This is a genomic window from Campylobacter sp. IFREMER_LSEM_CL2151 (assembly GCF_025771725.1).
GTDB classification, from domain to species: Bacteria; Campylobacterota; Campylobacteria; order Campylobacterales; family Campylobacteraceae; genus Campylobacter_D; species Campylobacter_D lari_C.
The window spans coordinates 34,859-55,545 of the sequence record NZ_JAKMQT010000006.1 but is presented as its reverse complement, the minus strand read 5'-3'; the positions used below and the strand labels follow the sequence as shown (position 1 = coordinate 55,545).

At 29.7% G+C, this 20,687-nt stretch carries 29 protein-coding genes; 4 read left to right on the top strand and 25 right to left on the bottom strand.

Annotation, left to right across the window (positions count from 1 at the left end; genetic code table 11):
- Positions 1 to 61: 61 nt before the first annotated feature.
- From L8V82_RS05570 to L8V82_RS05560, 3 genes are read right to left on the bottom strand one after another with little or no spacing between them, the layout of a single operon-like run.
- Positions 62 to 1,135 carry an epoxyqueuosine reductase QueH gene (locus tag L8V82_RS05570; protein WP_263724290.1) on the bottom strand — a complete coding sequence of 358 codons (1,074 nt, stop codon included), beginning with the start codon at positions 1,133 to 1,135 and terminating at the stop codon, positions 62 to 64.
- Positions 1,129 to 1,590, bottom strand: a complete 462-nt coding sequence (bcp, locus tag L8V82_RS05565) for a thioredoxin-dependent thiol peroxidase (RefSeq protein ID WP_263724289.1) — start codon at positions 1,588 to 1,590, stop codon at positions 1,129 to 1,131. Before bcp ends, L8V82_RS05570 begins: the two co-directional genes overlap by 7 nt.
- Entirely contained in the window at positions 1,587 to 1,793 is a 207-nt protein-coding gene (locus tag L8V82_RS05560) for a tautomerase family protein (protein WP_039619281.1), read from the bottom strand. Before L8V82_RS05560 ends, bcp begins: the two co-directional genes overlap by 4 nt.
- A gap of 97 nt (positions 1,794 to 1,890) precedes the next feature.
- Here L8V82_RS05560 and ilvE point away from each other — a divergent pair, with 97 nt between their 5' ends.
- The 4 genes from ilvE to L8V82_RS05540 are packed head-to-tail and all read left to right on the top strand — an operon-like array spanning position 1,891 to position 4,971.
- Positions 1,891 to 2,805, top strand: a complete 915-nt coding sequence (ilvE, locus tag L8V82_RS05555) for a branched-chain-amino-acid transaminase (protein WP_012662102.1) — start codon at positions 1,891 to 1,893, stop codon at positions 2,803 to 2,805.
- Between the two features lie 12 nt (positions 2,806 to 2,817).
- Positions 2,818 to 3,888 (top strand): prohibitin family protein, encoded by a 1,071-nt coding sequence (locus L8V82_RS05550; protein WP_039619283.1) that lies wholly within the window; start codon positions 2,818 to 2,820, stop codon positions 3,886 to 3,888.
- 15 nt (positions 3,889 to 3,903) lie between these two features.
- Positions 3,904 to 4,440, top strand: coding sequence for a DUF2393 domain-containing protein (locus L8V82_RS05545; protein WP_263724288.1), 537 nt, complete (start codon positions 3,904 to 3,906; stop codon positions 4,438 to 4,440).
- On the top strand, positions 4,441 to 4,971 hold the full coding sequence (locus tag L8V82_RS05540) for a DUF2393 domain-containing protein (RefSeq protein WP_263724287.1): 531 nt from the start codon (positions 4,441 to 4,443) through the stop codon (positions 4,969 to 4,971).
- Between the two features lie 3 nt (positions 4,972 to 4,974).
- On the opposite strand, the gene purF is transcribed toward L8V82_RS05540, so the two are convergent.
- The 22 genes from purF to mqnP all read right to left on the bottom strand — a co-directional run bounded on the left by purF (position 4,975) and on the right by mqnP (position 20,626).
- Positions 4,975 to 6,315 carry an amidophosphoribosyltransferase gene (purF, locus tag L8V82_RS05535; protein WP_263674960.1) on the bottom strand — a complete coding sequence of 447 codons (1,341 nt, stop codon included), beginning with the start codon at positions 6,313 to 6,315 and terminating at the stop codon, positions 4,975 to 4,977.
- On the bottom strand, positions 6,316 to 7,044 hold the full coding sequence (gene dapB / locus L8V82_RS05530; RefSeq protein ID WP_257404173.1) for a 4-hydroxy-tetrahydrodipicolinate reductase: 729 nt from the start codon (positions 7,042 to 7,044) through the stop codon (positions 6,316 to 6,318).
- A 71-nt stretch (positions 7,045 to 7,115) separates the two neighbouring features.
- Entirely contained in the window at positions 7,116 to 7,406 is a 291-nt protein-coding gene (locus L8V82_RS05525; protein WP_263724286.1) for a PepSY-like domain-containing protein, read from the bottom strand.
- Between the two features lie 63 nt (positions 7,407 to 7,469).
- Complete coding sequence (trxB, locus tag L8V82_RS05520) at positions 7,470 to 8,408, bottom strand: thioredoxin-disulfide reductase (RefSeq protein ID WP_263724285.1); 939 nt, start codon at positions 8,406 to 8,408, stop codon at positions 7,470 to 7,472.
- A gap of 118 nt (positions 8,409 to 8,526) precedes the next feature.
- Complete coding sequence (gene trxA, locus L8V82_RS05515; protein WP_039619298.1) at positions 8,527 to 8,841, bottom strand: thioredoxin; 315 nt, start codon at positions 8,839 to 8,841, stop codon at positions 8,527 to 8,529.
- Positions 8,842 to 8,891: 50 nt separating this feature from the next.
- Positions 8,892 to 9,230 carry a YraN family protein gene (locus L8V82_RS05510; RefSeq protein WP_263724284.1) on the bottom strand — a complete coding sequence of 113 codons (339 nt, stop codon included), beginning with the start codon at positions 9,228 to 9,230 and terminating at the stop codon, positions 8,892 to 8,894.
- Positions 9,230 to 10,483 carry a homoserine dehydrogenase gene (locus L8V82_RS05505; RefSeq protein ID WP_263724283.1) on the bottom strand — a complete coding sequence of 418 codons (1,254 nt, stop codon included), beginning with the start codon at positions 10,481 to 10,483 and terminating at the stop codon, positions 9,230 to 9,232. Before L8V82_RS05505 ends, L8V82_RS05510 begins: the two co-directional genes overlap by 1 nt.
- Before the next feature lies 1 nt (position 10,484).
- A complete protein-coding gene (locus L8V82_RS05500; protein WP_263724282.1) occupies positions 10,485 to 11,687 on the bottom strand; it encodes an LL-diaminopimelate aminotransferase in 1,203 nt (400 codons plus the stop codon).
- Between the two features lie 11 nt (positions 11,688 to 11,698).
- Positions 11,699 to 12,505, bottom strand: coding sequence for a hypothetical protein (locus L8V82_RS05495; protein WP_263724281.1), 807 nt, complete (start codon positions 12,503 to 12,505; stop codon positions 11,699 to 11,701).
- Positions 12,499 to 13,374, bottom strand: a complete 876-nt coding sequence (locus tag L8V82_RS05490; protein WP_263724280.1) for a hypothetical protein — start codon at positions 13,372 to 13,374, stop codon at positions 12,499 to 12,501. Before L8V82_RS05490 ends, L8V82_RS05495 begins: the two co-directional genes overlap by 7 nt.
- The gene (rlmB, locus tag L8V82_RS05485) at positions 13,367 to 14,047 is read right to left on the bottom strand and encodes a 23S rRNA (guanosine(2251)-2'-O)-methyltransferase RlmB (RefSeq protein ID WP_263724279.1); all 681 of its coding nucleotides are present in this window, start codon (positions 14,045 to 14,047) and stop codon (positions 13,367 to 13,369) included. The genes L8V82_RS05490 and rlmB overlap by 8 nt, the downstream gene beginning before the upstream one ends.
- A gap of 19 nt (positions 14,048 to 14,066) precedes the next feature.
- Positions 14,067 to 14,885: a 16S rRNA (cytidine(1402)-2'-O)-methyltransferase gene (rsmI, locus tag L8V82_RS05480; protein ID WP_263724278.1), complete on the bottom strand. Its 819-nt coding sequence runs from the start codon at positions 14,883 to 14,885 to the stop codon at positions 14,067 to 14,069.
- Positions 14,885 to 15,085, bottom strand: coding sequence for a 50S ribosomal protein L31 (gene rpmE / locus L8V82_RS05475; protein WP_012662118.1), 201 nt, complete (start codon positions 15,083 to 15,085; stop codon positions 14,885 to 14,887). Before rpmE ends, rsmI begins: the two co-directional genes overlap by 1 nt.
- Positions 15,086 to 15,162: 77 nt before the next feature.
- A complete protein-coding gene (locus L8V82_RS05470) occupies positions 15,163 to 15,825 on the bottom strand; it encodes a 16S rRNA (uracil(1498)-N(3))-methyltransferase (protein WP_263724277.1) in 663 nt (220 codons plus the stop codon).
- Positions 15,825 to 16,235: a hypothetical protein gene (locus L8V82_RS05465; protein WP_214099233.1), complete on the bottom strand. Its 411-nt coding sequence runs from the start codon at positions 16,233 to 16,235 to the stop codon at positions 15,825 to 15,827. The genes L8V82_RS05470 and L8V82_RS05465 overlap by 1 nt, the downstream gene beginning before the upstream one ends.
- Entirely contained in the window at positions 16,235 to 16,435 is a 201-nt protein-coding gene (locus L8V82_RS05460) for a hypothetical protein (protein WP_263674948.1), read from the bottom strand. The genes L8V82_RS05465 and L8V82_RS05460 overlap by 1 nt, the downstream gene beginning before the upstream one ends.
- Positions 16,435 to 17,019, bottom strand: a complete 585-nt coding sequence (locus L8V82_RS05455; RefSeq protein ID WP_263674947.1) for a 6-pyruvoyl trahydropterin synthase family protein — start codon at positions 17,017 to 17,019, stop codon at positions 16,435 to 16,437. Before L8V82_RS05455 ends, L8V82_RS05460 begins: the two co-directional genes overlap by 1 nt.
- The gene (locus L8V82_RS05450; protein WP_263724276.1) at positions 17,016 to 17,765 is read right to left on the bottom strand and encodes a 7-carboxy-7-deazaguanine synthase QueE; all 750 of its coding nucleotides are present in this window, start codon (positions 17,763 to 17,765) and stop codon (positions 17,016 to 17,018) included. The genes L8V82_RS05455 and L8V82_RS05450 overlap by 4 nt, the downstream gene beginning before the upstream one ends.
- Positions 17,765 to 18,733 (bottom strand): GTP 3',8-cyclase MoaA, encoded by a 969-nt coding sequence (moaA, locus tag L8V82_RS05445; protein ID WP_263674945.1) that lies wholly within the window; start codon positions 18,731 to 18,733, stop codon positions 17,765 to 17,767. The genes L8V82_RS05450 and moaA overlap by 1 nt, the downstream gene beginning before the upstream one ends.
- Positions 18,734 to 18,742: 9 nt before the next feature.
- Entirely contained in the window at positions 18,743 to 19,264 is a 522-nt protein-coding gene (locus L8V82_RS05440; RefSeq protein WP_263724275.1) for a hypothetical protein, read from the bottom strand.
- Positions 19,257 to 19,760, bottom strand: coding sequence for a hypothetical protein (locus L8V82_RS05435; RefSeq protein ID WP_263667312.1), 504 nt, complete (start codon positions 19,758 to 19,760; stop codon positions 19,257 to 19,259). Before L8V82_RS05435 ends, L8V82_RS05440 begins: the two co-directional genes overlap by 8 nt.
- Positions 19,751 to 20,626 carry a menaquinone biosynthesis prenyltransferase MqnP gene (mqnP, locus tag L8V82_RS05430; protein WP_039619329.1) on the bottom strand — a complete coding sequence of 292 codons (876 nt, stop codon included), beginning with the start codon at positions 20,624 to 20,626 and terminating at the stop codon, positions 19,751 to 19,753. Before mqnP ends, L8V82_RS05435 begins: the two co-directional genes overlap by 10 nt.
- Positions 20,627 to 20,687: the final 61 nt, after the last annotated feature.

The following is a 20,687-nucleotide window of genomic DNA, read 5'->3' as shown; positions in this document are numbered from 1 at the left end:
GCCTTAAAATATATTCAAAATTCAGATTTTACAAAAAAAATATTAATAAATTAATTAAGTTTTATAACTTCACAATCTTTTCTTTACTATCAAAATAAATTTCACTTTTTGCCATAAATTCATAAGCACCTTTAACGATATTTTCAACAATAATTACTGGTGAAAGATCATAAGCACCAAAATGTTTTTGTCTTATTTTGATTTCTTGCTCTATTTTCAAAGGATTTTGTAAAAAATCTTCGTAATTTTTAAATCGCATTTTACATAAGCTATTAAAATAATCAAAACTCCATAAATTAATCTCATCCTTTGCACTTTTATAATGCTTTAAACCCTCATCTAAAATACTAAATTTGGTGTAAGAATTTTTAAAATGTGAGTAAAATAAAACATGAGTTTTTATAGCTTGTTTGTTTTGTTTTATCAAAGCTCTTAATAAGCGATAGTTTAAAAATTTCTCCCTTTGAATTTCAAATTTAATACCCTTTTTTTCTAAATTTTTTACTTGATTATAAAATTTGATTTTTTCTTCTATACTTGAAGGCAATATTTGTTTATTAATAGGACTCATAAGCTCATCTATAAAAGCTTTTTGACCCTTTTGTTTAGAAAGTGCATAAATACATCCGCAATAATTTTGATGATAAAGCATATCTTGCTTTGCTAGGGCAAATTGTCTTTGCGTGCCTCCATTTTTTCTAAAATCAGGTGCTAAAAACTCTATGCCAAATTTATCACATTCTTTTTGTAATGCTAATTTTAGTTGCTCTAAATCTTTTTTAGGAGATGTTAAAAGAGTTGTTGTAAGTTTTTTTTCTCCTATTTTTTGGGCAAATTCAACACTTTTATGCATTCTAAAATCAAAACAAATTTGACATCTTGCACCTTTTTCAGGCTCATCTTCATAGCCCTTTACGCTCTCAAGCCATTTTTCATACTCATATTCACCCTTATAAAGTTTAATGCCTAATTTATCACAACTGCGTTTAACATCTAAAAATCTAAGTTCATGCTCACTATATGGATGAATATTTGGATCATAAAAATACCCAATGATTTTCTCTTTGGGATAGGTTTTGCTTAATTCTTGTATAAAATAATGACTATCCACGCTACAACAAATATGAACTAACATAATTCTTTTAACACCTTAAAAGCATGATCTTTTGCTTTTACATTTTTATAAATTTTTGTGATATTTCCTTCCTCATTAATTACAAAAGTAGATCTTATAAGTCCTTCATACTCTTTTCCATAATTTTTCTTTAAACCCCAAGCGCCATAAAGTTTGCAAATTTCTTTTTCACTATCACTTAATAAAGTGTGTTTTAAATCATATTTTTTTATAAAATTTTCATGTGATTTCACACTATCTGGGCTAATACCTATAATCACAGCATTTTTTCCTAAAAAATCATCATAACTTTGACTAAATTCACAAGCTTGTGTAGTGCAACCTGGAGTATTATCTTTTGGATAAAAATACAAAATAATTTTTTTACCCAAAAAATCACTTAGAGAAATTTTAACTCCATCTTGATTTAAAAGTTCAAAAACCGGGGCTTTATCACCAATTTGTAATTCTTTCATTTTTTACCTTTCAATCTTAATTTTTCTACACTTTCACCACCAAAAGCAATATTATACGGTTCAATATCTTCTAACATTATGACTATATTTTGCTTTGGTTTATTATATTTTGTATGTAAAAGTTCTGTAATATCTGCTATTAACTCTTCTTTTTGTGCTTTGCTAAATTCTGGTTTAGCAAGTTTAATATTAATAATAGGCATTGTTTTTCCTTGCTTTAAATAAAGAATTTTACTATATTCTAGCAATTATTAGTATATTTTTGATAAAATTAGTTTTATTTTCAATAAAGGCTTACTCATGATTAGGGCAAAAAAAATTTGGATGGATGGAAAAATCATTGATTTTGATGATGCAAAAATTCATGTTTTAACACATTCATTACATTATGCAAATGCAGTTTTTGAAGGAACAAGAGCTTATAAAACACAAAATGGTTTAGCAATTTTTAGATTAAAAGAACATACCAAAAGACTTTTAGAGTCTGCAAAAATCACTTTAATCAACTCACCTTTTTCTCAAGAAGAACTTGAAAATGCACAAGTTGAACTTTTAAGAGCAAATGATTTTCAAAATAACACTTATTTGCGCCCATTGATCTTTTTGGGCGATGGAACTATGGGAGTTTATCATGCTAAAGCTCCTGTTAGAGTAGCTATTGCTGCTTGGGAATGGGGTGCTTATTTGGGCGAAGAAGGCTTAGAAAAAGGTATTAAGGTTAAAATTTCTTCTTTTGCTAGAAATAGCGTAAAATCTAGCCTAGGTAAAGCCAAAGCAAGTGCAAATTATTTAAATTCTCAAATGGCTAAATATGAAGCTATAGAAGCAGGATATGAAGAAGCTTTAATGCTTGATGAAGAAGGTTTTGTAGCAGAAGGAACAGGCGAGTGCTTTTTTATGGTTAAAGATGGAAAATTAATCACACCACCAAATGATTTTTCATTAAAAAGTATCACTCAAGATACTGTTTTAAAAATTGCACATGATTTGGGCATAAGCGTAGTGCGCCAAAGAATTTCAAGAGATGAAGTTTATGTGGCCGATGAAGCATTTTTCACAGGAACTGCAGCAGAAATAACTCCGATAAATAATATTGACGCAAGAATTATAGGAAATGGAAAAAGAGGTGAGCTAACAACAAAGCTCCAAAATGCGTATTTTGATATAGTTTATGGACGCAATGAAAAATACGCTTCTATGCTAACTTATATTTAACAAAGGAACTAAATGCCAGCTGATTTGAATGATTATTTTAACAAAAAAAACAATCAAAACAACAATAAGCAAAATTTAAATTTCAAAGCTCCTGAATTTAACTTCAAAGGTTTTGGAAAATTTTCTCCATTAATTTATAGCGCGATTGCAATTATTTTAGTTTTTGCACTTTTTAAACCTTTTGCAATAGTTAATTCAGGAGAAATGGGGATCAAGTCTACCACGGGTAAATACAGCCCTACTCCACTTGAACCAGGACTTCATTTTTTTATGCCAGTATTACAAAAAATCACTATAGTAGATACTAGAGTAAGACAAATTAATTATGCTTCTATTGAAGGTGTAAATGAAAATTTACAAATAGGTTCAGGAGTTGTAAATAAAAATAGTATCTCTGTTCTTGATTCAAGAGGTTTGCCTGTGTCTATTGATGTAACCGTTCAATATAGATTAAATCCCTTACAAGTTCCTCAAACTATCGCAACATGGGGACTTAATTGGGAAAATAAAATCATTGATCCGGTTGTAAGAGATGTAGTAAGAAATGTGGTAGGTCAATATACTGCAGAAGAGCTTCCAACAAATCGTAACACCATAGCAGTGCAAATTGATCAAGGTATTAGAAAAACTATAGAAAGCCAGCCAAATGAGCCTGCTGAGCTTCAAGCAGTTCAACTTAGAGAGATTATCTTGCCTATAAAAGTAAAAGAGCAAATTGAAAGAGTACAAATTGCTAAACAAGAAGCTGAAAGAACTAAATATGAAGTAGAAAGAGCTAACCAAGAAGCACTTAAAAAAGCGGCTTTAGCTGAAGGGGAAGCAAATGCAACCATCATTAGTGCTAAAGGTAGAGCAAGTGCAGTTAAAATAGAAGCTGATGCGCAAGCATATTCAAATAGAGAAATAGCAAAAAGTTTAAATAATCCTTTGCTTGATTTAAAACAAATTGAAACTCAAAAACAGTTTAACGAAGCACTTAAGGTTAACAAAGATGCCAAAATTTTCTTAACACCTGGTGGAGCTGTGCCAAATATTTGGGTTGATAGTAAAGATAGCAAAAGAACAAGCTCGGTAGCAAACTAAAATTAAAGAGTGATAATGAACGCCCAGCACATTCGAGAGCAAATGATTTTTTATACTACTCATTTGCACTTGATTGATTTTTTACTAATGGCTTTGGTTATATTTTTTTTCATTATCACTTTATTTATTGCTTTAATTATTAGAAATAAACCTGCTTTTGCTTTTACGGTTATTTTTTTAGGAATTTTATGTTCAGCTAGTATTGCGTATTTGGGATATTTTTTAATTGACACCAAAGTTAGATCAAGAATAGCTAGTTTAGATAATGCTCAATTTTTTGTATATGACAGCTCACTCAGCGTTGATTATAGCTTAACAAACACTTCTAAAAAAAGCTTTAGATACTGCAAATTAAAAGTAGAAGTCTTTAAGAAAAGTGATGATAATAGCACTTTTAAAAATTTATTACACACTATAAAACCTCTAAGAAGCAAATCTACCATTATAGAAAAAACAATAAACCCCAACCAAACTATTAATTTAAAAACTAAATTTTCCGATTTTAAAGAAGGTCAAAAATTTGACATCGAAATTCATTCAAAGTGTTTTTAAATGGGATATTTTACTTTTTTTCATATTCTAATCATTTTCATTATGCTAGCTTCTACAAGTTTAACTTGGGTTTTACTTTACTTAAAAGTTCAAAATAAAAAATATATGATTATTTTTTGCATAGTAAGTTTTATACTTGCCTTGATTTTAACCATATCATTACTATTAACCATAGATCAATACACTAAAAAAGCAAGTTTGAGTAATTTTTCAACCTATAGACGTTTGGCAACAGAAAGCATTATTATAAAAGGTAGAATTACCAACGATACTAATTTTAAACTTTCAGAATGCTTTTTAGAGCTTAGAATAATTGATGATAATAAAAAACATGAAGTTAGTGGTGAAATTTTTAATCAACAAAATTTTGATAGTATCAAAAGAGCAAACCAACAACAAAGAGATGCTTCATATAATATAAATATCGCAAAAAACCTGCCAGGGCATACTTATAAAGATTTTTCATTTGAAGTGGGATTGCCACCTCATTTTCAAAGCTATAAAATATTTAAACAATTAAAATGCAAATAGGGATTATTTAATAAAATAATCCCCATCAAAACTAATCAAAGAATATTTTCTTTCATCGCCTATACTTGAAACTAATTCATTAATATCCAAAAAAGTCAAGCTATCTGCACCTGTATATTCTCTAACCTCTTCAACACTTTTATTAGCTGAGATTAGCTCTTCAAAAGTAGGCGTATCTATACCATAAATGTCAGGGAATTTAATTTCTGGGCATGCTATAGCCAAATGGATTTTTCTTGCACCTGCTTGTTTTAAAAGCGCGATGATTTTTTTAGAAGTTGTTCCTCTTACCACACTATCATCAATCACCACTATATCTTTGCCTTCTAAAACTTTTTTCATAGGATTGAGTTTTAATTTTACTTTCAAATTTCTCATTTCTTGAGTTGGTTCTATAAAAGTTCTTCCAACATAATGATTTCTCACTATTGCCATTTCAAGTGGAATTTTTAAATACTGTGCAAAACCTATAGCAGCACTCACGCCACTATCTGGAACTGGCACTACAAAATCTACTTTTTCTTTAAATTTTTTAGCCAAGGCTTCGCCCATTTTTTTACGCACTTCATATACACTTTTACCTTCTATAATACTATCAGGTCTAGCAAAATAAATATATTCAAATGCACAAATTCTTGGATCTATCTTATCAAAAACTTGAATACTTTCAAACTCATCACTACCTTGAGTAAAAACTAGCATTTCACCGGGTTTTACATCGCGGATAAATTCAGCCTCTATCAAATCAAAAGCACAAGTTTCACTTGCTACAATATATCCACCATCTTTTAATCTACCCAAAGATAAAGGTCTAACCCCATAAGGATCTCTTACTACAAAAAGTTGATTTTTGCTAGCAAGCATAAAGCAATACGCTCCCTTGCTTTGAGTTAAACTTTCTATAAATCTATCTTTTAAAGTTTCTTTTTTACTTTTTGCTATTAAATGTACCACATTTTCTGTATCCATATTTGAGTGAAAAATAGCACCATTATCAATTAGCTCTTTTCTAACTTCTTCTTTATTAATCAAATTTCCATTATGCACTAAAGAAATATCACCCAAAGAACAAGTAGCTGCAACAGGCTGTGCATCATGCAAAGAAGAATTTCCTGCGGTAGAATAACGATTATGTCCTATAGCTATCTCGCCTTTTAATCCTGCTAGAATTTGTGTATTAAAAATTTGTCCTACTTCGCCTTTAGCTTTATGGGTTTTTATATTTAAACCATCGCTTACGCTAATCCCACTTGCTTCTTGTCCACGGTGCTGCATTGCAAACAAAGCATAATAAGCCACCGTACTTGCATTTTTTGAATTAATTACTCCAACTACTGCACACATTTAAATTCCTAAACAATCATCTATATCGTATAAGCCATTTTCTTGAGAAACTAGCCATTTTGCACATTTTATCGCACCTTTTGCAAAAGTAGCTCGTGATGTTGCGGTATGATTTAATTCTATAAATTCACCTTCATTATAAAAACCAACTCTATGAGAACCTACTATATCACCACCTCTTAAACTCATCACTGCAATTTCATCTTTGCTTCTTTGCCCAATAATCCCATCTCTACCGCTTACTCTAACCTTTTCTAAGTCTAAATTTCTAGCCTTAGCAACATTTTGTGCTAAAGTCATCGCAGTACCACTTGGAGCATCTTTTTTCTTATTATGGTGCATTTCAAGTATTTCTATATCAAAATCTCTCAAAGCTTCACTAGCTAAATAAGAAAGTTTTTTTAAAATCGCCACACCCAAAGACATATTAGTTGCATAAAGAATAGGCATGGTAATGCTCGCACTTTGCATCAATTCATTTTGCTTAGCATCTAAACCTGTAGTACCTATCACCAAAGGCTTGGGATTACTTCTTGCGTATAAAAGCAAATCCTCACAACCCTTTGGAGTAGAAAAATCAATAATCACATCACATTTATTAAAAAAATCTTCATAATTTGATCCTTGATCAAAAAACGCACTAGCCTTTGCCTGCTCATCATCTTCTAAGCAAAGTCTTATTTGAGTACCCATACGCCCATTACTTCCATGAATTCCAATATTAATCATTTTAAAATCTGCCTTTTTAGAATTTGGAAAATTGTAGCGTTTATTTATTTAAAAGCAAATAACGCTTTTAATTAATCATCCCATTTTTGCCCTAAAAAATTTCCATTTCTATCAAAAAACATTTCCATATTATTGCTTAGTTTAATTTCATATCCAAATTCTTCCCAGTCTACATCCACAATAAAAGCTCCAGGAAAAGAACTTTGAATTTTATCCATAATAGGTTTAGAAAGTCCGTAATAATTTTGAGTATAAGGATTATGCTGAGGCATATTTTGTTGATATGAATTAGTATTTTGCTGTGTAATATTTGCACTAGCCATTAGTACCAAAGTTGTGCTTAGAATTAGTATTTTTTTCATTTTAGATTCTCCTTAATTTTTATAGGAGAATCTTAATTAGTTTTTGTGAAATTTATGTGAAGATTAATGCAAACTTTCAATATAAGCTAAAGCACTAAGTGCTGCAACCGCTCCATCACCTGCTGCACATATTACTTGTTTTGGTGCATCTTTTCTTAAGTCACCTGCTGCAAACAACCCTGCTATATTAGTTTGCATTTTAAGATCCACACTCACTTGACCACCTTCTTCCATAGCACATAAAAACTCACCATTATCTTGTTTTAAGATTTCATTTCTTACATTTAATCCAACAAAGGTAAATATTCCAGGTACATCAAGTTCTCTTTTAGAGCCGTCATTAAATGCTATTTTAATTTTATTAACACCCATATTATCGCCACAAACCTCATCAATCACTGCATTTGTGATTAATTCTATTTTGTCATTATTTTTTACTTTTTCTACTGTTGAAGGCGCTGCTCTAAACTCATCTCTTCTGTGGATTAAATATACTTTTGAGCAAATATTAGCTAGATACAACGCCTCTTCTAAAGCAGTATCTCCTCCACCTAAAACAGCTACTTCTTTATTTTTATAAAAAAATCCATCACAAGTTGCACAAGTACTTACACCTTTACCAAAAAATTCATCTTCACCTTTAAAACCAGCACGACGCGGTGTAGAGCCTGTGCATACAATTACAGCTTTTGCTTGCTCGTTTTTACCACCTTCTAATTTTATATTAAAACTTCCATCAGAATTTTTACTAATTTGCTCAACACCTACCATTTCATGTTTTAAACCAAAACGCATACATTGTTCATTCCAAGGAGCCATAAAAGAAATTCCATCTAAAACTTGAGCAACTCCAGGGTAATTTTCTATCTCTGAACTCGAAGTAATCTGCCCACCAGGCATACCCTTTTCAAACATGACAACATTTTTTAATCCACCTCTAGTAGCATATAAGCCAGCGCTTAAACCTGCGGGTCCACCACCTATAATAGCTAAATCTAACATAATATTTTCCTTGCAGTTTTATTTATAGGTATTATACAAATTTTTTCTTTAATTATAAATAATAAAAATTATTAAATAGTAAAAAATATGAAGAAAAGCCACAAAAAGTGGCTTAAGATTATAAAAGTGAGTTTAGTTTGTCTGCTAAAGCTTGTTTTGATTGAGCGCCAACTAGTTGATCCACCACTTCACCATCTTTAAAGAAAATGATAGTTGGAATAGATCTTACACCAAATTGTGCAGCTAAATCGCCTTGCTCATCTGTATTTACTTTACAAATTTTAGCCTTACCATCAAAATCATTTGCAAGCTCATCAATAACTGGAGCTAGCATTCTACAAGGTCCACACCATGGAGCCCAAAAATCCACTAAAGCTACACCTTCTTTTGCTTGTGCAAAATTTTCTGTAGTTAAATCAATATATTTTCCCATTTTTTCTCCTTTATTTTTTCAAATTCTATTAAAATAGAATAAACATTCTCTTAATAACCAATGTTCTCTAAAAGTTTTATATCATCTTTATATACACAAAGTAAATCTATTTGGTAATTCTCATCACTTTTGTGTTTCATAAAGTAATACTCTATAGCTTTGATGATTTTATTGTATTTTTTATTATCTAATCTATATGCTACTTCATAATCTCCTTGCGTACTTTTAACCTCAACAAAATGTATAATTTTATCTTTTATAGCAATGATATCAATTTCTCCAAATTTAGAATGAAAATTCCTTTTTAAAATTTCAAAACCTTGAGTTTTTAAATACTCGCATGCTAAATCCTCTCCTTTTTTACCAAAAAGATACTGCGATAAAGCCATTAATCTTCTATTCTCATCATAAAAACATCATCTTTTACAAATTCTTGTTCTCTAAGTTTTTGAATTAAAATTTGTATATTTTTTTCATAAGTTTGATGAGTGATAAAAAATAAAGTACTATAATCTTGCTTTTCTTTTTTTGGCTTTTGCAAGAAAGTATCGATTGAAATTTGATGTTCGCTCATTAATTGTGTGATTTTTGATAATACCCCTATTTTATCTAATACTTTTAATCTTAAATAATATCTTGTATAAATTTCATCTTTATTTAAAAGCTTATAAGAAGTATCATTTAAATATCCAAAAATAGCACTATTTTTTTCTTTTCTTGCTATATCGATTAAATCAGCTATAACAGCACTTGCGGTTGCCTTGCCACCTGCTCCTGGGCCATAATATAAACTTTCACCCAAAATATCTCCATCAACACTAATAGCATTCATCACTCCATCAACCTTTGCTAGTATTTTATCTTTACTAAGCATAGCAGGATGAACCCTTAGTTCTATTTTTTCATCTTTTATTTTAGCAATACCCAAATGCTTTATGGTGTATTCAAATTCCTTTGCAAAATAAATATCTTCATCGCTTACCTTACTAACACCCTCAATCAAGATATCTTCAGGTTTTACTCTTAATCCATAGGCAATATTTGCTAAAATTAAAAGCTTATGTGCAGCATCAAATCCTTCTATATCAAAAGTAGGATCAGCTTCGGCATATCCTAAATCTTGAGCTTTTTTTAATACTTCTTGAAATTTAGCATTATCTTCAGTCATTTTACTTAAAATATAATTGCTTGTGCCATTTAAAATGCCTTTAATAGAAACAATATTATTAGCACTCAAGCCCTCTTTTAAAATTTTAATAATAGGAATTCCACCTGCCACACTTGCTTCATAACCAAAAGCCGTATCTTGTGCTAATTTTTCAAGCTCATAACGATGATAAGCAAGCAAAGCTTTATTAGCAGTTACTACTGATTTTTTTCTTTTTAAAATCTTTGAAATTATCTCAAAAGGCAAATCAATACCACCCATTAACTCCACAAATACATCAATATCTTCACGCTCTAAAACTTCATCAATATCATTAACCACAGGAATTAATGCATTTGGTTTTGGATTTCTTGCTAAAGCAACCACTGGAATAATTTCTTCATCACATCTTGCTTTGATTAAATCTTGATTTTTTAACAAAGTTTCTACAACGGCACTTCCTACCGTGCCATAGCCTAAAATTGCTATTTTCATTTTATTCTCTTAAATATTTTTTTATATTTCTTGCTGCTTGACGAATACGGTTTTCATTTTCTATTAAAGCTATTCTAACATACTCATTGCCCGCTTCACCAAAGCCAACTCCAGGGCTTACTGCTACATTTGCTTTTTGCAAAAGCTGTTTAGAAAATTCCATACTACCAAGATGAGCCTTACTTTGAGGGAGTTTTGCCCAAACAAACATACTTGCATTAGGTTTTTTTAGCTCCCATCCTGCTTGAAAAAACGAATCAAGCAAGACTTCTAATCTTCTTGCGTAAGTTGCTTTAATCTCTTCAACACAAGTTTGATCTCCATCTAAAGCTATAGTAGCAGCAACTTGTATAGGAGTATACATACCATAATCAAACCAAGATTTTATCTTTTTCAAAGCAGCAATTAAGCGTTTATTGCCCACCACAAAACCCACACGCCAACCTGCCATGTTGTAAGACTTTGAAAGTGTATAAGTTTCCACTGCTACATCTTTAGCACCTTCAACTTCAAAAATAGAAGGAGTTTTATAAGAACCGAAAGTCAAATCTGCATAAGCAATATCAGAAATAATATAAAATCTTTCTTTTTTTGCCATAGCAACTAATCTCTCATAAAAACTTTTTTCCACTGTAACCGTTGTAGGATTATGCGGAAAATTTACTACTACATATTTTGGACGCGGAATACTTTCATGTAGTGTTTTTTGTAAATTTTCAAAAAAAGTATTTTCGTTTAATTCATAATTTTCATTAAAATCAAAATTCATAGTTGCTACATTACCACCTGCTATGATAAAAGCTTGAGTATGTATAGGATAAGCAGGTGTAGGCACAATAGCTACATCTCCTGGATTAATAACAGCTCTTGCTAAATTTACAAAGCCTTCTTTAGAACCCATCGTTGCAACTACTTCACTTTCAGGATCTAAATCAACATCGTATTTTCTTTTATACCAATTACAAATTGCAAGTCTTAGTTTATAAATTCCACTCGAAGCAGAATACCCTGAAGTTTTGTCTTTATTTGCACTTTCGCAAAGCTTGTCTATGATATGTTGAGGAGTTTTGCCATCAGGATTTCCCATAGAAAAATCTATTATATCCTCCCCTGCTCTTCTTGCTGCCATTTTAATCGCATTAACTTCAGCAAAAACATAATTTGGAAGTCTTTCTATGGTATTAAAATGAATTTCTTCAAACATCGTACATCCTTTTAGCGTCTTAAGTAAATTTTTAAACCCCTTTTTATATTATCAAGGCTAAACATATCCCCTATAATAGCATATTTTGCACCCAATGGTATATTTACATTTACTTCATTTTGTTTGTGTGTATTTTCTACACCTTGAATAAAATTTAAATTTTTATCTAAAAACTGAATTTTACAAAACCAAGAATCAAGATTGTGTGCACTAAGCTCCATACTTTTTGCACCTTGCAAGTCAATAATATATTCTCTTAAAGGTTTATTTAATTGAGTAATAGTATTTAATGGAATTTGAGTATTAACTTTAGGTTTTGCTTTTGAAAAATCTAGCTCATATTCATAATTTAGCTCTGAAATTTTGGAAATGTCTTTAATAAAAACAGAGCTTCCTAATAAAGCCTTATAAAAAACTCCCGGATCAAGCATGTATTGAGAATCTACAGCTAATTTATAAGTGATATAATTTTCTCTTAAAATTAACTCAGTTGGTATAAAATACACATAGCCTAGCTCGTTTAAAGTATCATTAATCGTTTTAAAAAATAAAACAGAATCAGCTTGGGCTTTAAAACTAAAAGTTAAAGTTTTTGGCTCATTTAATATAAAATTTGCTAAAGAATTGGTTTTTAAAATTTGAGAAATGGTGTAAATATCTACATTTCCACGCTCATCTTTATAATCATTTCTTGCAAATAAAAGCTCTAATTTTGCATCTTTAGAATTATCATTAACAATATGCTTAGCAACTTCTAAAGCACTTAGCGCAAAAGCATTAAGGGTAAAAAAAATGGAAAATATAAAAATTCTTACCATAATTTTCCTCTATTTTCTTTTATAAACTCAGCTTTTGTAATTTGTTTGATTTTACCATCTTTAATCATTAAAAATTTAGACACACCATTTTTAAACTCTAAAGTATTGTTATTTTCATCATTCAAACTAAAAGCAGCATGACCTGTGGTAATAAGCATATCTTTATCCAAAGATAAAACATAATCGTTTTTAATAGTTAAAGAACTTTTTCTAAAAGTTTTTAAATCCACCATACCAAGCCAAAGCTCTGCACTTGGTTTTATAATACTTTCTTTAAGCAAAACCATATTTTCTTCAGGCATATTTAAACTAGCATTATCCTCTAATGTTTCTTCTATAGTATTATTACTCTCATCTGTTGGCTCTAAAATAGTTGTATTTGTTTCATTATTTTCTATAACATCATCAGCAAAAAAATTAACAACCGGAGTTTCATTTTCATCAACTTTTTCTTCTAAAACAACCTGCTCTTGATTTAATACGTTAGTAGTATTCTCATCTAGTGTGGAACTTTGGAAAAATCTTGAAACACCCCAAGCTAAAGCCACTATCAAAAGCACTACTACTATAATCACAATATACCATACACTCGAACTTTCTTTGGTATATGAGTTCATTCTAGGTGAAATATGTACATGATTTTTTTTCTCAATACCATTTTCCTCTAAATAGGCATGATATTCTTCTAAAAAATTAGAAAAATCAAGCTCATACTCTCTTTGTAAAATTTTAATAAAGCCATTTACATTAAAGCGAGATAAAGACTTAAAATCTTTTTTAATGATATATTCAAGACAAGCTATTTCTATTTGTGTTCTTTTTTGAACTTCTAATAAATTTAAATCTTCTAATTTTTTCCAACTATCCATTTTTCATCCTATCGCAAAGTATTGCAAATGCTGCACTTACATTTAAACTATCAAAATCATTATGCATTTTTATACCTACGCACTCATCACATTTTTTAAGCACCTTTGGCGCTATACCAAAACCTTCACTTCCCATAATCAAAACTTTTTTATCTTTGGCCTTGATAGTATGTATATCACTACCTCCGCTTGCACTAGCATAGATATAAAAACCTTTTTGTTTTAATTCATTTATCATGCTTAAAATATCATCATTTAAAACTATTTTCATATCTAAAGCTGCCCCACTACTTGCACGGATTACTCCATCTATAGCTACACTTTTAGCTACCAAAATAACCCCATCAGCACCCAAAGCATAAGCACTACGCAGGATAGCTCCGATATTTCCAACATCGCTAATATTATATAAAATAACTATAAAATCTTTTTCTTTTAAACTTTCAAAAGAGCTAAATTCAAACTCATCAATTTCCATTAAAAAACCTTGATGATTTCCACCTCTTGCTAAGCTTTGTGCGGTTTTAAAATCAAGCTTTTTAATTTTTTTTGAAGCTTTTGCTATTTTTGAAAAATCAGCTTTTTCACATTCTTTTGCCAAATAAATTTCTTTAATTTTTTCTTTGTGCTTTTCTAAGATATAAAAAAACACTTGCTTACCATAAACTATCATTTTTAAATAATAGCCAAATTCAACTTAAAAGCAGTTTTTGATAATTTTCTTTTGGAGATTTTGCATTGATTTTTGAAAGAAGCTTTGCCTTTGTTTTTAAAGGCAAATCAAGTTCATAAATATCTTGCTCACACAAGGTATTTTGGTGAAATTGCTTTTCTTTAGCACTTATGACTACACACCATTCACCGCGCAAATCCATTGTTTTTAATTTTTCTAAAACCTCTAAGGCTCCTGCTCTAAATTTAGTTTCAAATTTCTTTGTTGCTTCTTTTATGATAAAAATTTCTCTTAAAGGATCAATTTTACTAATTTCTTCTACTAAATTAAGTATTCTAGTGGGTGCTTCATAAACTATACTAGGATAAGGATTAAGCATTAAATTTTCAATATCTTTTTGTCTTTGGGGATTTTTATTAGTCAAAAAACCCATAAAAATAAATTCTTTTTTACAAAACGCGCTTGAAACTAATGCAAGTAAAGCAGCATTTGACCCTGCCAAGACTTCATAATCAATATTGTTTTTAATGGCATATTCAATTAAAAACTGCCCCGGATCGCTAATACCTGGCATACCCGCATCACTTAAATATGCAATATCTTGTTCAAAAAAATCGCCATCTATTTTTGCTAAAAAATCTTTTTCGTTATGAGTATGCAAGGCTAGATATTTATCAGGTTTTATTTCTAAATTAAATTTTTCATTAAGAAGATGGACTAAAGATTTGCAAACTCTCGTATCTTCACATAAAAAGAGTTTGCATTTTTGTAAAATTTCTAAAGAATGAAAAGAAATATCGTTTAAATTTCCTATGGGTGTAGGAATAAAATATAACATTATTGCATTGCGTATTTTTTCTTAAATTTCTCTACACGACCCGCAGCATCTACGATTTTTTCACTACCTGTAAAAAACGGATGACAACTTGAGCAAATATCAACTTTAATTTCTGGTTTATTTGACTTAGTAGTAAAAGAATTTCCACAAGCACAACTAACTTTGCATTCTACATATTCTGGGTGAATTTCTTTTTTCATTGTTTATCCTTTTTCAAAACATTAAGGCGTAATTATATAGATTTTTATATAAAAAATAGCTAAATTTAAGCGTGTTTTTAAATTATGAATTTTGAAGCAACCCCTATTAAAGCTGTTTGCGCTTTGAGTATGAAATTAGCTTGTAATTTTGCTTTTTTTACATTCTCTTCTCTTTCTTTTTGCGAAAATCCACCTTCAGCGCCTATTAAAAACACATGCTCACTAGGTTCAAAACTCGTCAAATCTTCACCTTCAAAGTCTATTAAAACAATATTTTCATAAACTTGCTGAAATTTTTTAAAATCATCAAAGCTTTCAAGCTCCATTAAAGAAGCACGACCGCATTGTTGGGATGATTCTATAAGAATTTTTTCCATTCTTTTAAAATCTAACTTAAAATTTTTTTGTGAATAATCCATATACACAAAAGAAAGCTTTGCCACTCCAAGCTCGTTTAAAAAAGGCAAGGTTTTTTCTATAATCTTTGGATCAATCACCGCTAAAGCTAAATGCAAATGCGTTTTTAATTCTTGTTTTTCTTCTTTTTTATCAAGTAAATTTAATACGCAAGAGCGTCTAGAAAACTCTATACATTCATAAGTATAAGCAAAAAAATCTTTTAAATTTTTTAATATGATTTTATCACCTACTTTAATTCTTCTAGCTTTTAAGTGTAAAAAAGCTTCATTTTCTAACTCTAAATTTAAAACACCACTTTGTGGGTGATATAAAAATCGCATTAAAAATAAAACCTTTGAAGCAAATAAGGCACAAAAAGCAAAAATATTCCCAAACACAAAATAAAAAAGCTTAAAAATCTAAATTTAGCATAACGTTTAAACAATCTTGCTTTTTTAAATAAAACAAATTGATAAATAGCCAAAGCAAAAATCAAAATCCAACAAAACCACATAGAAAGTATATAGAGATTTAGCTCAAAATGCTTTAAAGCCCAAAGCAAACTTCCTGTAAAAAGTGTAATTGCTAAAAATAAATAATAAATTGGCAAAAATAGGCGAATTCTTTTTATAAAAATAAACTCTTGCGAAAAACTACTTTGAGTTAAATACAAATAAAACAACATTAAAAAGCCATTTGCATATAGGCTATACACATGTAATGCTAAAAAAAACTCATAACTTTGATCCATCACTGTCCTTGTGTACTATTTTCATCTTTGATATCATCATCTACGGGTATAGGAAGCGTTTCATCATCTATAATAACATTAGAATCACTTTGCTCAATTTGAACTTGCTCAGTTTGTACTTCTTTTTTTGTGGTTGTATTTTCTTGGCTTGAACAAGCTATAAAAAGCAATAATGGCACAATCAACAAAACCTTTTTCATCATACCTCCTTTTGATTGACAAAAACAAAATTTGAATCTTGAAGTTTTTTAAAAAAATCTTTATCTTTCCATTCGTCACTTATAGCTTGTGAAAATTCAATATCTGCTAGATTAATCTTTGGTAAAAACTCACTATAAGCATCTTCTCTAAAACCTTGCGCATAACCTGTTCTTGTTTCATGCACAATAATACTTTTTAAACTTACACCTTGCTCACCATTGACCATCTTAGTCTTTAAAAGCAAGGTATCTATCAGTACAAAAAATATACGTACAAAATTTTCCGCACTTACATTCACAGGCAAACTTACCCATCTTTGTGAATGTTTTTTCATATCTTCTAAATAAACTTTATCATCATCTTTAAAAAGCGTAATAGCATGATCAAAACTATCAATAATTTGTTTTATCTCATCTTTTAACAAGCCAAAATCATACACCATTCCAGCATTGTCAAGGTATTTACTCTCAAGTAAAATTTCTACCTTATAAGAATGGCCATGTATGCTTGTTTTACATCGCTTGGAGCTACAAAATCTAACAATATGAGCATTTTCAAATTCAAACATTTTTCTAATAATCATACGCCTTCTTTATCTCCCCAAATTCTAATATGCAATCTATCAGAGTAATTATATCCATTTTTTATACAAAATTCAGCAACACTTAAGGCATTTTTAGAAATTTCTTCTTCATTTGACCCCATAGGCATACAAAACACCTCATTTTCACAAACTTGTAAAATTTCATTGATTTCGCCTAAGGCTTTATTTTCTTGTAAAAAATCCTTATCTAAAACAAATTTATAAAAGCTATCCTTAGCATAGCATTTAAAAGCTTTCAAAGCTTTTTCATTAATCCTTTTTTCTTTTTTAACCCCACTATTACTAAGCTTCACCCCTAAAGCAAAATAGCATTTTTTATACAAAGGGTATTTTTCAAAGTCAATTTCAATACTTGCATTTGTTTCAAAATGCACCTTAAAACCATTTTCTAAAAGTAAATTAACAAAACACAAAAAATCTTTATTTTGATAATTTAATAAAGGCTCACCGCCGGTAATGACAACTATAGCTTTATGTGAATTTGCTAGTTTTAAAACCTCATCAAAAAGCTTTGTTGAAGTATATGTTTTATAACAAATTTTAAATTCTTTGGTAAAAACAGCTCTTATAGTATCACAGCCCAAAAGTATTTTAGAATCTTTTTCTTTTTTTACCCCAAAGCCTACGCAGTTAAAATTACACCCAGCAAACCTTACAAATATAGCTAAATTTCCACTATATTTTCCCTCACCTTGCAAGCTTAAAAAAGTTTCAACAACTTCCATTATCCACCTGTTTGATAAAAGGCTCTTGTAGAACTTTGATTGGCTTCATTTTCTGCCCATCTATTTTTTTCTGATTTGTTTTTTATCACGGTTTTTAAAACTTCACATGCTCCTACTATGTCTTTATTGCGTATAGCCTTTTTAATGCTTAAAGCCTCATCATAATACAAACAAGGTATTAAAAGCCCTTCGGCTGAAAGCCTTATACGGTTACAACTATCGCAAAAATCATGGCTATGTGGATCAATAATGCCAAACTCATATCCATCTTCAAGCTCATAAATAGTCGCAGGCGCATTTGGACTTTTTTGTCCTTGCTTAAAAGAATACTTTTGAGCAATAATATTTAAAATTTCTGCTGATTTTAAGCCTTTTAAATCTCCGTAAGCATGGTAATTTTCCATAAATTCTATAAAACGAATTTGACTTTTACGTGCTTTGGCAAATTCCAAAAGATCAATAAATTCACTATCATTAATCCCTTTAAGAGCTACGGTGTTAAATTTAATATTAAAGCCTAATTCTAAAGCCTCATTAATACCATTTAACACATCTTTAAGTATATTTTTTTGGGCTAATTTAAAAGCTACTTCTTCTTTTAAGGTATCTAAAGAAATATTAATTCTTTTTAAGCCTGCTTGTTTTAAGTCTTTTGCTTGTTGTTTTAATAAAGAAGCATTAGTAGTAAGCGCTAAGTCTATATCTTGCTTATACTCACTAATCATAGCAATAAATTTATGCAAATCTTTTCTTACTAAAGGCTCACCACCTGTAATACGAATTTTTTTAACTCCTTCATCAATACAAACCTTAACAAACATAAAAAGTTCTTCAAATGACAAAAGATTTTCCTTAGCACTCCATTCAAATGGAGTTTTTGGCATACAATAAAGGCAACGAAAATTACATCTTTGTGTTACTGAAATTCTTAAATAATCAATCACTCTTCCATAGCTATCTACTAACATCAAAGGCCTTTATAATAATTTATTAAATTTTAAAATAAGCTCAACCCTACCCATACCTATACGCAAATCTTTGGCAATTTGCTCAATAGATTTTTTTTGATTAAAAAGCTCTATTACCTTTTGCTCTTCATTATCATAACTTGGGCTTAATTTTGTAATACTTTGGGTTTTTTGTTCTAAATTCAACAAGCGATTTTTTTGCTCACTTTGAAATTCTTCAATCACCTCTTCTACTTCTTTTAAAGCGCTTAAAATAGGAATGATATTTTGATTGATTTTTTGTTCTAATACCTGCAAAAGTTCTTCTTTTAACTCTTCTTTAATAGCTTCAGTGTCTATTTCTTCTTTTTCTTGTTCTTGTTCCTCTAAACTTTCTTTTTTTAAATAATGATATTGCTTGTTTAAATCTTCTATCATCTTACCAAGCTCATTAATCTTAGCAATATTTTCTTTTTCTTTTATCATCATATAAGCAAACATAGCAAAAATTAATAAAGCTACCACAAGCCACAATAATAAATCACTACCCATTTTCTTGCTCCTTTAAAATCTTAATCATCGCTCTTTGCATATTTGCTACAAAATTATCATACACAAGCTCATCTTCTGCTTTTATTTGTGTGATTTTTGCCTCATTTTCATTTAAGGCTTTAAAAAAAATACTAATTTTTTGACCATTTAACTCAAATCTTGCATAATATTCCTCATCTTGAGTCAAACACTTATCTTTAAATTGAATGTGTGCAAAATTTACACCTACCACAAAGGCTTTATATTTTAAATCTGTAAATAATTTTGTTTTATTGATATCATTTTTTATCAAATACAATTCTTGTTTTATATCCATAAGTAAATCAAAAATAATTTGCTCGCCTTCGCTAAATTCCACTCTTGAAGCAAGTTTTTTCCATTTGCTTAAATTGACATAATTATTACTTGAAAGATATTCTTGCAAAAACTCTTCATATCTTTCTTTACTCTCTTCAAACTCAAGCTCTAACGAGCTTTTAAAAAATTTTATCTCCATAAAAGATCAACCCAAATAAATATAAAAAACACTATACTTAAATACCCATTTAAAGTAAAAAATGCTTTATCAATTTTTGCAAAATTCTTTCTAACAATGCGGTGCTCAAAAAATAAAATAATCGCACTAATTATCACACCTAAAAAAGCAATATTTCCCGTTGGAGCCACCCAAACAAATAAAAGCCAAAAAAGCACTGCTAAAACATGACAAAATGCTGAGATAAATAAGGTTGCTTCAAGTCCAAATTTAGCAGGTATAGAGTGTAAGCCTGTTTTTTTATCATATTCCATATCTTGCAAAGCATAAAGCAAATCAAATCCAGCTGTCCAAAAAGTAACACCCAAACACAAAATCACACTATAAATTTCAATACTTCCCAAAACTACAATGCTACCTGCAATAGGAGCAAGTCCTAAGCAAAATCCTAATACTAAATGCGCTAAGGATGAAAATCTTTTAAAAGCTGAATAAATAGCTAAAATAAACAATACCGGCAAAGAAAGAGCAAAGGCTAATTTATTAATAAAATAGCTTGCCAAAACAAAAATAATAGCATTTAAAATAATAAAAAGTAAAATACTAGTTTTACCTATACGTCCATCGATATTAGGTCTATTTGCACATCTTGGGTTATTTTTGTCAATATCCTCATCCATCAAACGATTAATCGCCATTGCAAAATTTCTTGCACTCACTGCACAAATAATACCCAAAAATAAAGCCTTAAAGCCAAACCAAGTGCTATCATTTAAAATAACAGAAGCTACAATCATTGAAGTGAATAAAAAGGGTAGGGCAAAAATAGAATGCTTAAAAACAATCAAATCTAAAATATCTTTTAATTTTTCTTTTAATATAGGCATTTTTTCTCTTTATAATATATTTTTGTTATGATTTTACTAAAATAATTTTAAATTTAGGATA

What these genes read in the sequence shown, in the direction of transcription:
- rpmE (WP_012662118.1), bottom strand. Translation starts at nt 15,085, where the DNA reads ATGAAAAAAGAAATTCACCCAGAATATGTAGAATGCAAAGTTAGTTGT.
- L8V82_RS05440 (WP_263724275.1), bottom strand. Translation starts at nt 19,264, where the DNA reads ATGGGTAGTGATTTATTATTGTGGCTTGTGGTAGCTTTATTAATTTTT.
- L8V82_RS05505 (WP_263724283.1), bottom strand. Translation starts at nt 10,483, where the DNA reads ATGAAAATAGCAATTTTAGGCTATGGCACGGTAGGAAGTGCCGTTGTA.
- ilvE (WP_012662102.1), top strand. Translation starts at nt 1,891, where the DNA reads ATGATTAGGGCAAAAAAAATTTGGATGGATGGAAAAATCATTGATTTT.
- L8V82_RS05495 (WP_263724281.1), bottom strand. Translation starts at nt 12,505, where the DNA reads ATGGTAAGAATTTTTATATTTTCCATTTTTTTTACCCTTAATGCTTTT.
- L8V82_RS05470 (WP_263724277.1), bottom strand. Translation starts at nt 15,825, where the DNA reads ATGCGATTTTTATATCACCCACAAAGTGGTGTTTTAAATTTAGAGTTA.
- dapB (WP_257404173.1), bottom strand. Translation starts at nt 7,044, where the DNA reads ATGATTAATATTGGAATTCATGGAAGTAATGGGCGTATGGGTACTCAA.
- L8V82_RS05460 (WP_263674948.1), bottom strand. Translation starts at nt 16,435, where the DNA reads ATGAAAAAGGTTTTGTTGATTGTGCCATTATTGCTTTTTATAGCTTGT.
- L8V82_RS05450 (WP_263724276.1), bottom strand. Translation starts at nt 17,765, where the DNA reads ATGGAAGTTGTTGAAACTTTTTTAAGCTTGCAAGGTGAGGGAAAATAT.
- bcp (WP_263724289.1), bottom strand. Translation starts at nt 1,590, where the DNA reads ATGAAAGAATTACAAATTGGTGATAAAGCCCCGGTTTTTGAACTTTTA.
- mqnP (WP_039619329.1), bottom strand. Translation starts at nt 20,626, where the DNA reads ATGCCTATATTAAAAGAAAAATTAAAAGATATTTTAGATTTGATTGTT.
- L8V82_RS05540 (WP_263724287.1), top strand. Translation starts at nt 4,441, where the DNA reads ATGGGATATTTTACTTTTTTTCATATTCTAATCATTTTCATTATGCTA.
- L8V82_RS05435 (WP_263667312.1), bottom strand. Translation starts at nt 19,760, where the DNA reads ATGGAGATAAAATTTTTTAAAAGCTCGTTAGAGCTTGAGTTTGAAGAG.
- purF (WP_263674960.1), bottom strand. Translation starts at nt 6,315, where the DNA reads ATGTGTGCAGTAGTTGGAGTAATTAATTCAAAAAATGCAAGTACGGTG.
- L8V82_RS05465 (WP_214099233.1), bottom strand. Translation starts at nt 16,235, where the DNA reads ATGGATCAAAGTTATGAGTTTTTTTTAGCATTACATGTGTATAGCCTA.
- L8V82_RS05545 (WP_263724288.1), top strand. Translation starts at nt 3,904, where the DNA reads ATGAACGCCCAGCACATTCGAGAGCAAATGATTTTTTATACTACTCAT.
- L8V82_RS05500 (WP_263724282.1), bottom strand. Translation starts at nt 11,687, where the DNA reads ATGTTTGAAGAAATTCATTTTAATACCATAGAAAGACTTCCAAATTAT.
- trxA (WP_039619298.1), bottom strand. Translation starts at nt 8,841, where the DNA reads ATGGGAAAATATATTGATTTAACTACAGAAAATTTTGCACAAGCAAAA.
- L8V82_RS05550 (WP_039619283.1), top strand. Translation starts at nt 2,818, where the DNA reads ATGCCAGCTGATTTGAATGATTATTTTAACAAAAAAAACAATCAAAAC.
- trxB (WP_263724285.1), bottom strand. Translation starts at nt 8,408, where the DNA reads ATGTTAGATTTAGCTATTATAGGTGGTGGACCCGCAGGTTTAAGCGCT.
- L8V82_RS05560 (WP_039619281.1), bottom strand. Translation starts at nt 1,793, where the DNA reads ATGCCTATTATTAATATTAAACTTGCTAAACCAGAATTTAGCAAAGCA.
- L8V82_RS05455 (WP_263674947.1), bottom strand. Translation starts at nt 17,019, where the DNA reads ATGATTATTAGAAAAATGTTTGAATTTGAAAATGCTCATATTGTTAGA.
- L8V82_RS05570 (WP_263724290.1), bottom strand. Translation starts at nt 1,135, where the DNA reads ATGTTAGTTCATATTTGTTGTAGCGTGGATAGTCATTATTTTATACAA.
- L8V82_RS05510 (WP_263724284.1), bottom strand. Translation starts at nt 9,230, where the DNA reads ATGGCTTTATCGCAGTATCTTTTTGGTAAAAAAGGAGAGGATTTAGCA.
- rsmI (WP_263724278.1), bottom strand. Translation starts at nt 14,885, where the DNA reads ATGTTATATTTTATTCCTACACCCATAGGAAATTTAAACGATATTTCT.
- L8V82_RS05525 (WP_263724286.1), bottom strand. Translation starts at nt 7,406, where the DNA reads ATGAAAAAAATACTAATTCTAAGCACAACTTTGGTACTAATGGCTAGT.
- moaA (WP_263674945.1), bottom strand. Translation starts at nt 18,733, where the DNA reads ATGTTAGTAGATAGCTATGGAAGAGTGATTGATTATTTAAGAATTTCA.
- rlmB (WP_263724279.1), bottom strand. Translation starts at nt 14,047, where the DNA reads ATGATAGTTTATGGTAAGCAAGTGTTTTTTTATATCTTAGAAAAGCAC.
- L8V82_RS05490 (WP_263724280.1), bottom strand. Translation starts at nt 13,374, where the DNA reads ATGGATAGTTGGAAAAAATTAGAAGATTTAAATTTATTAGAAGTTCAA.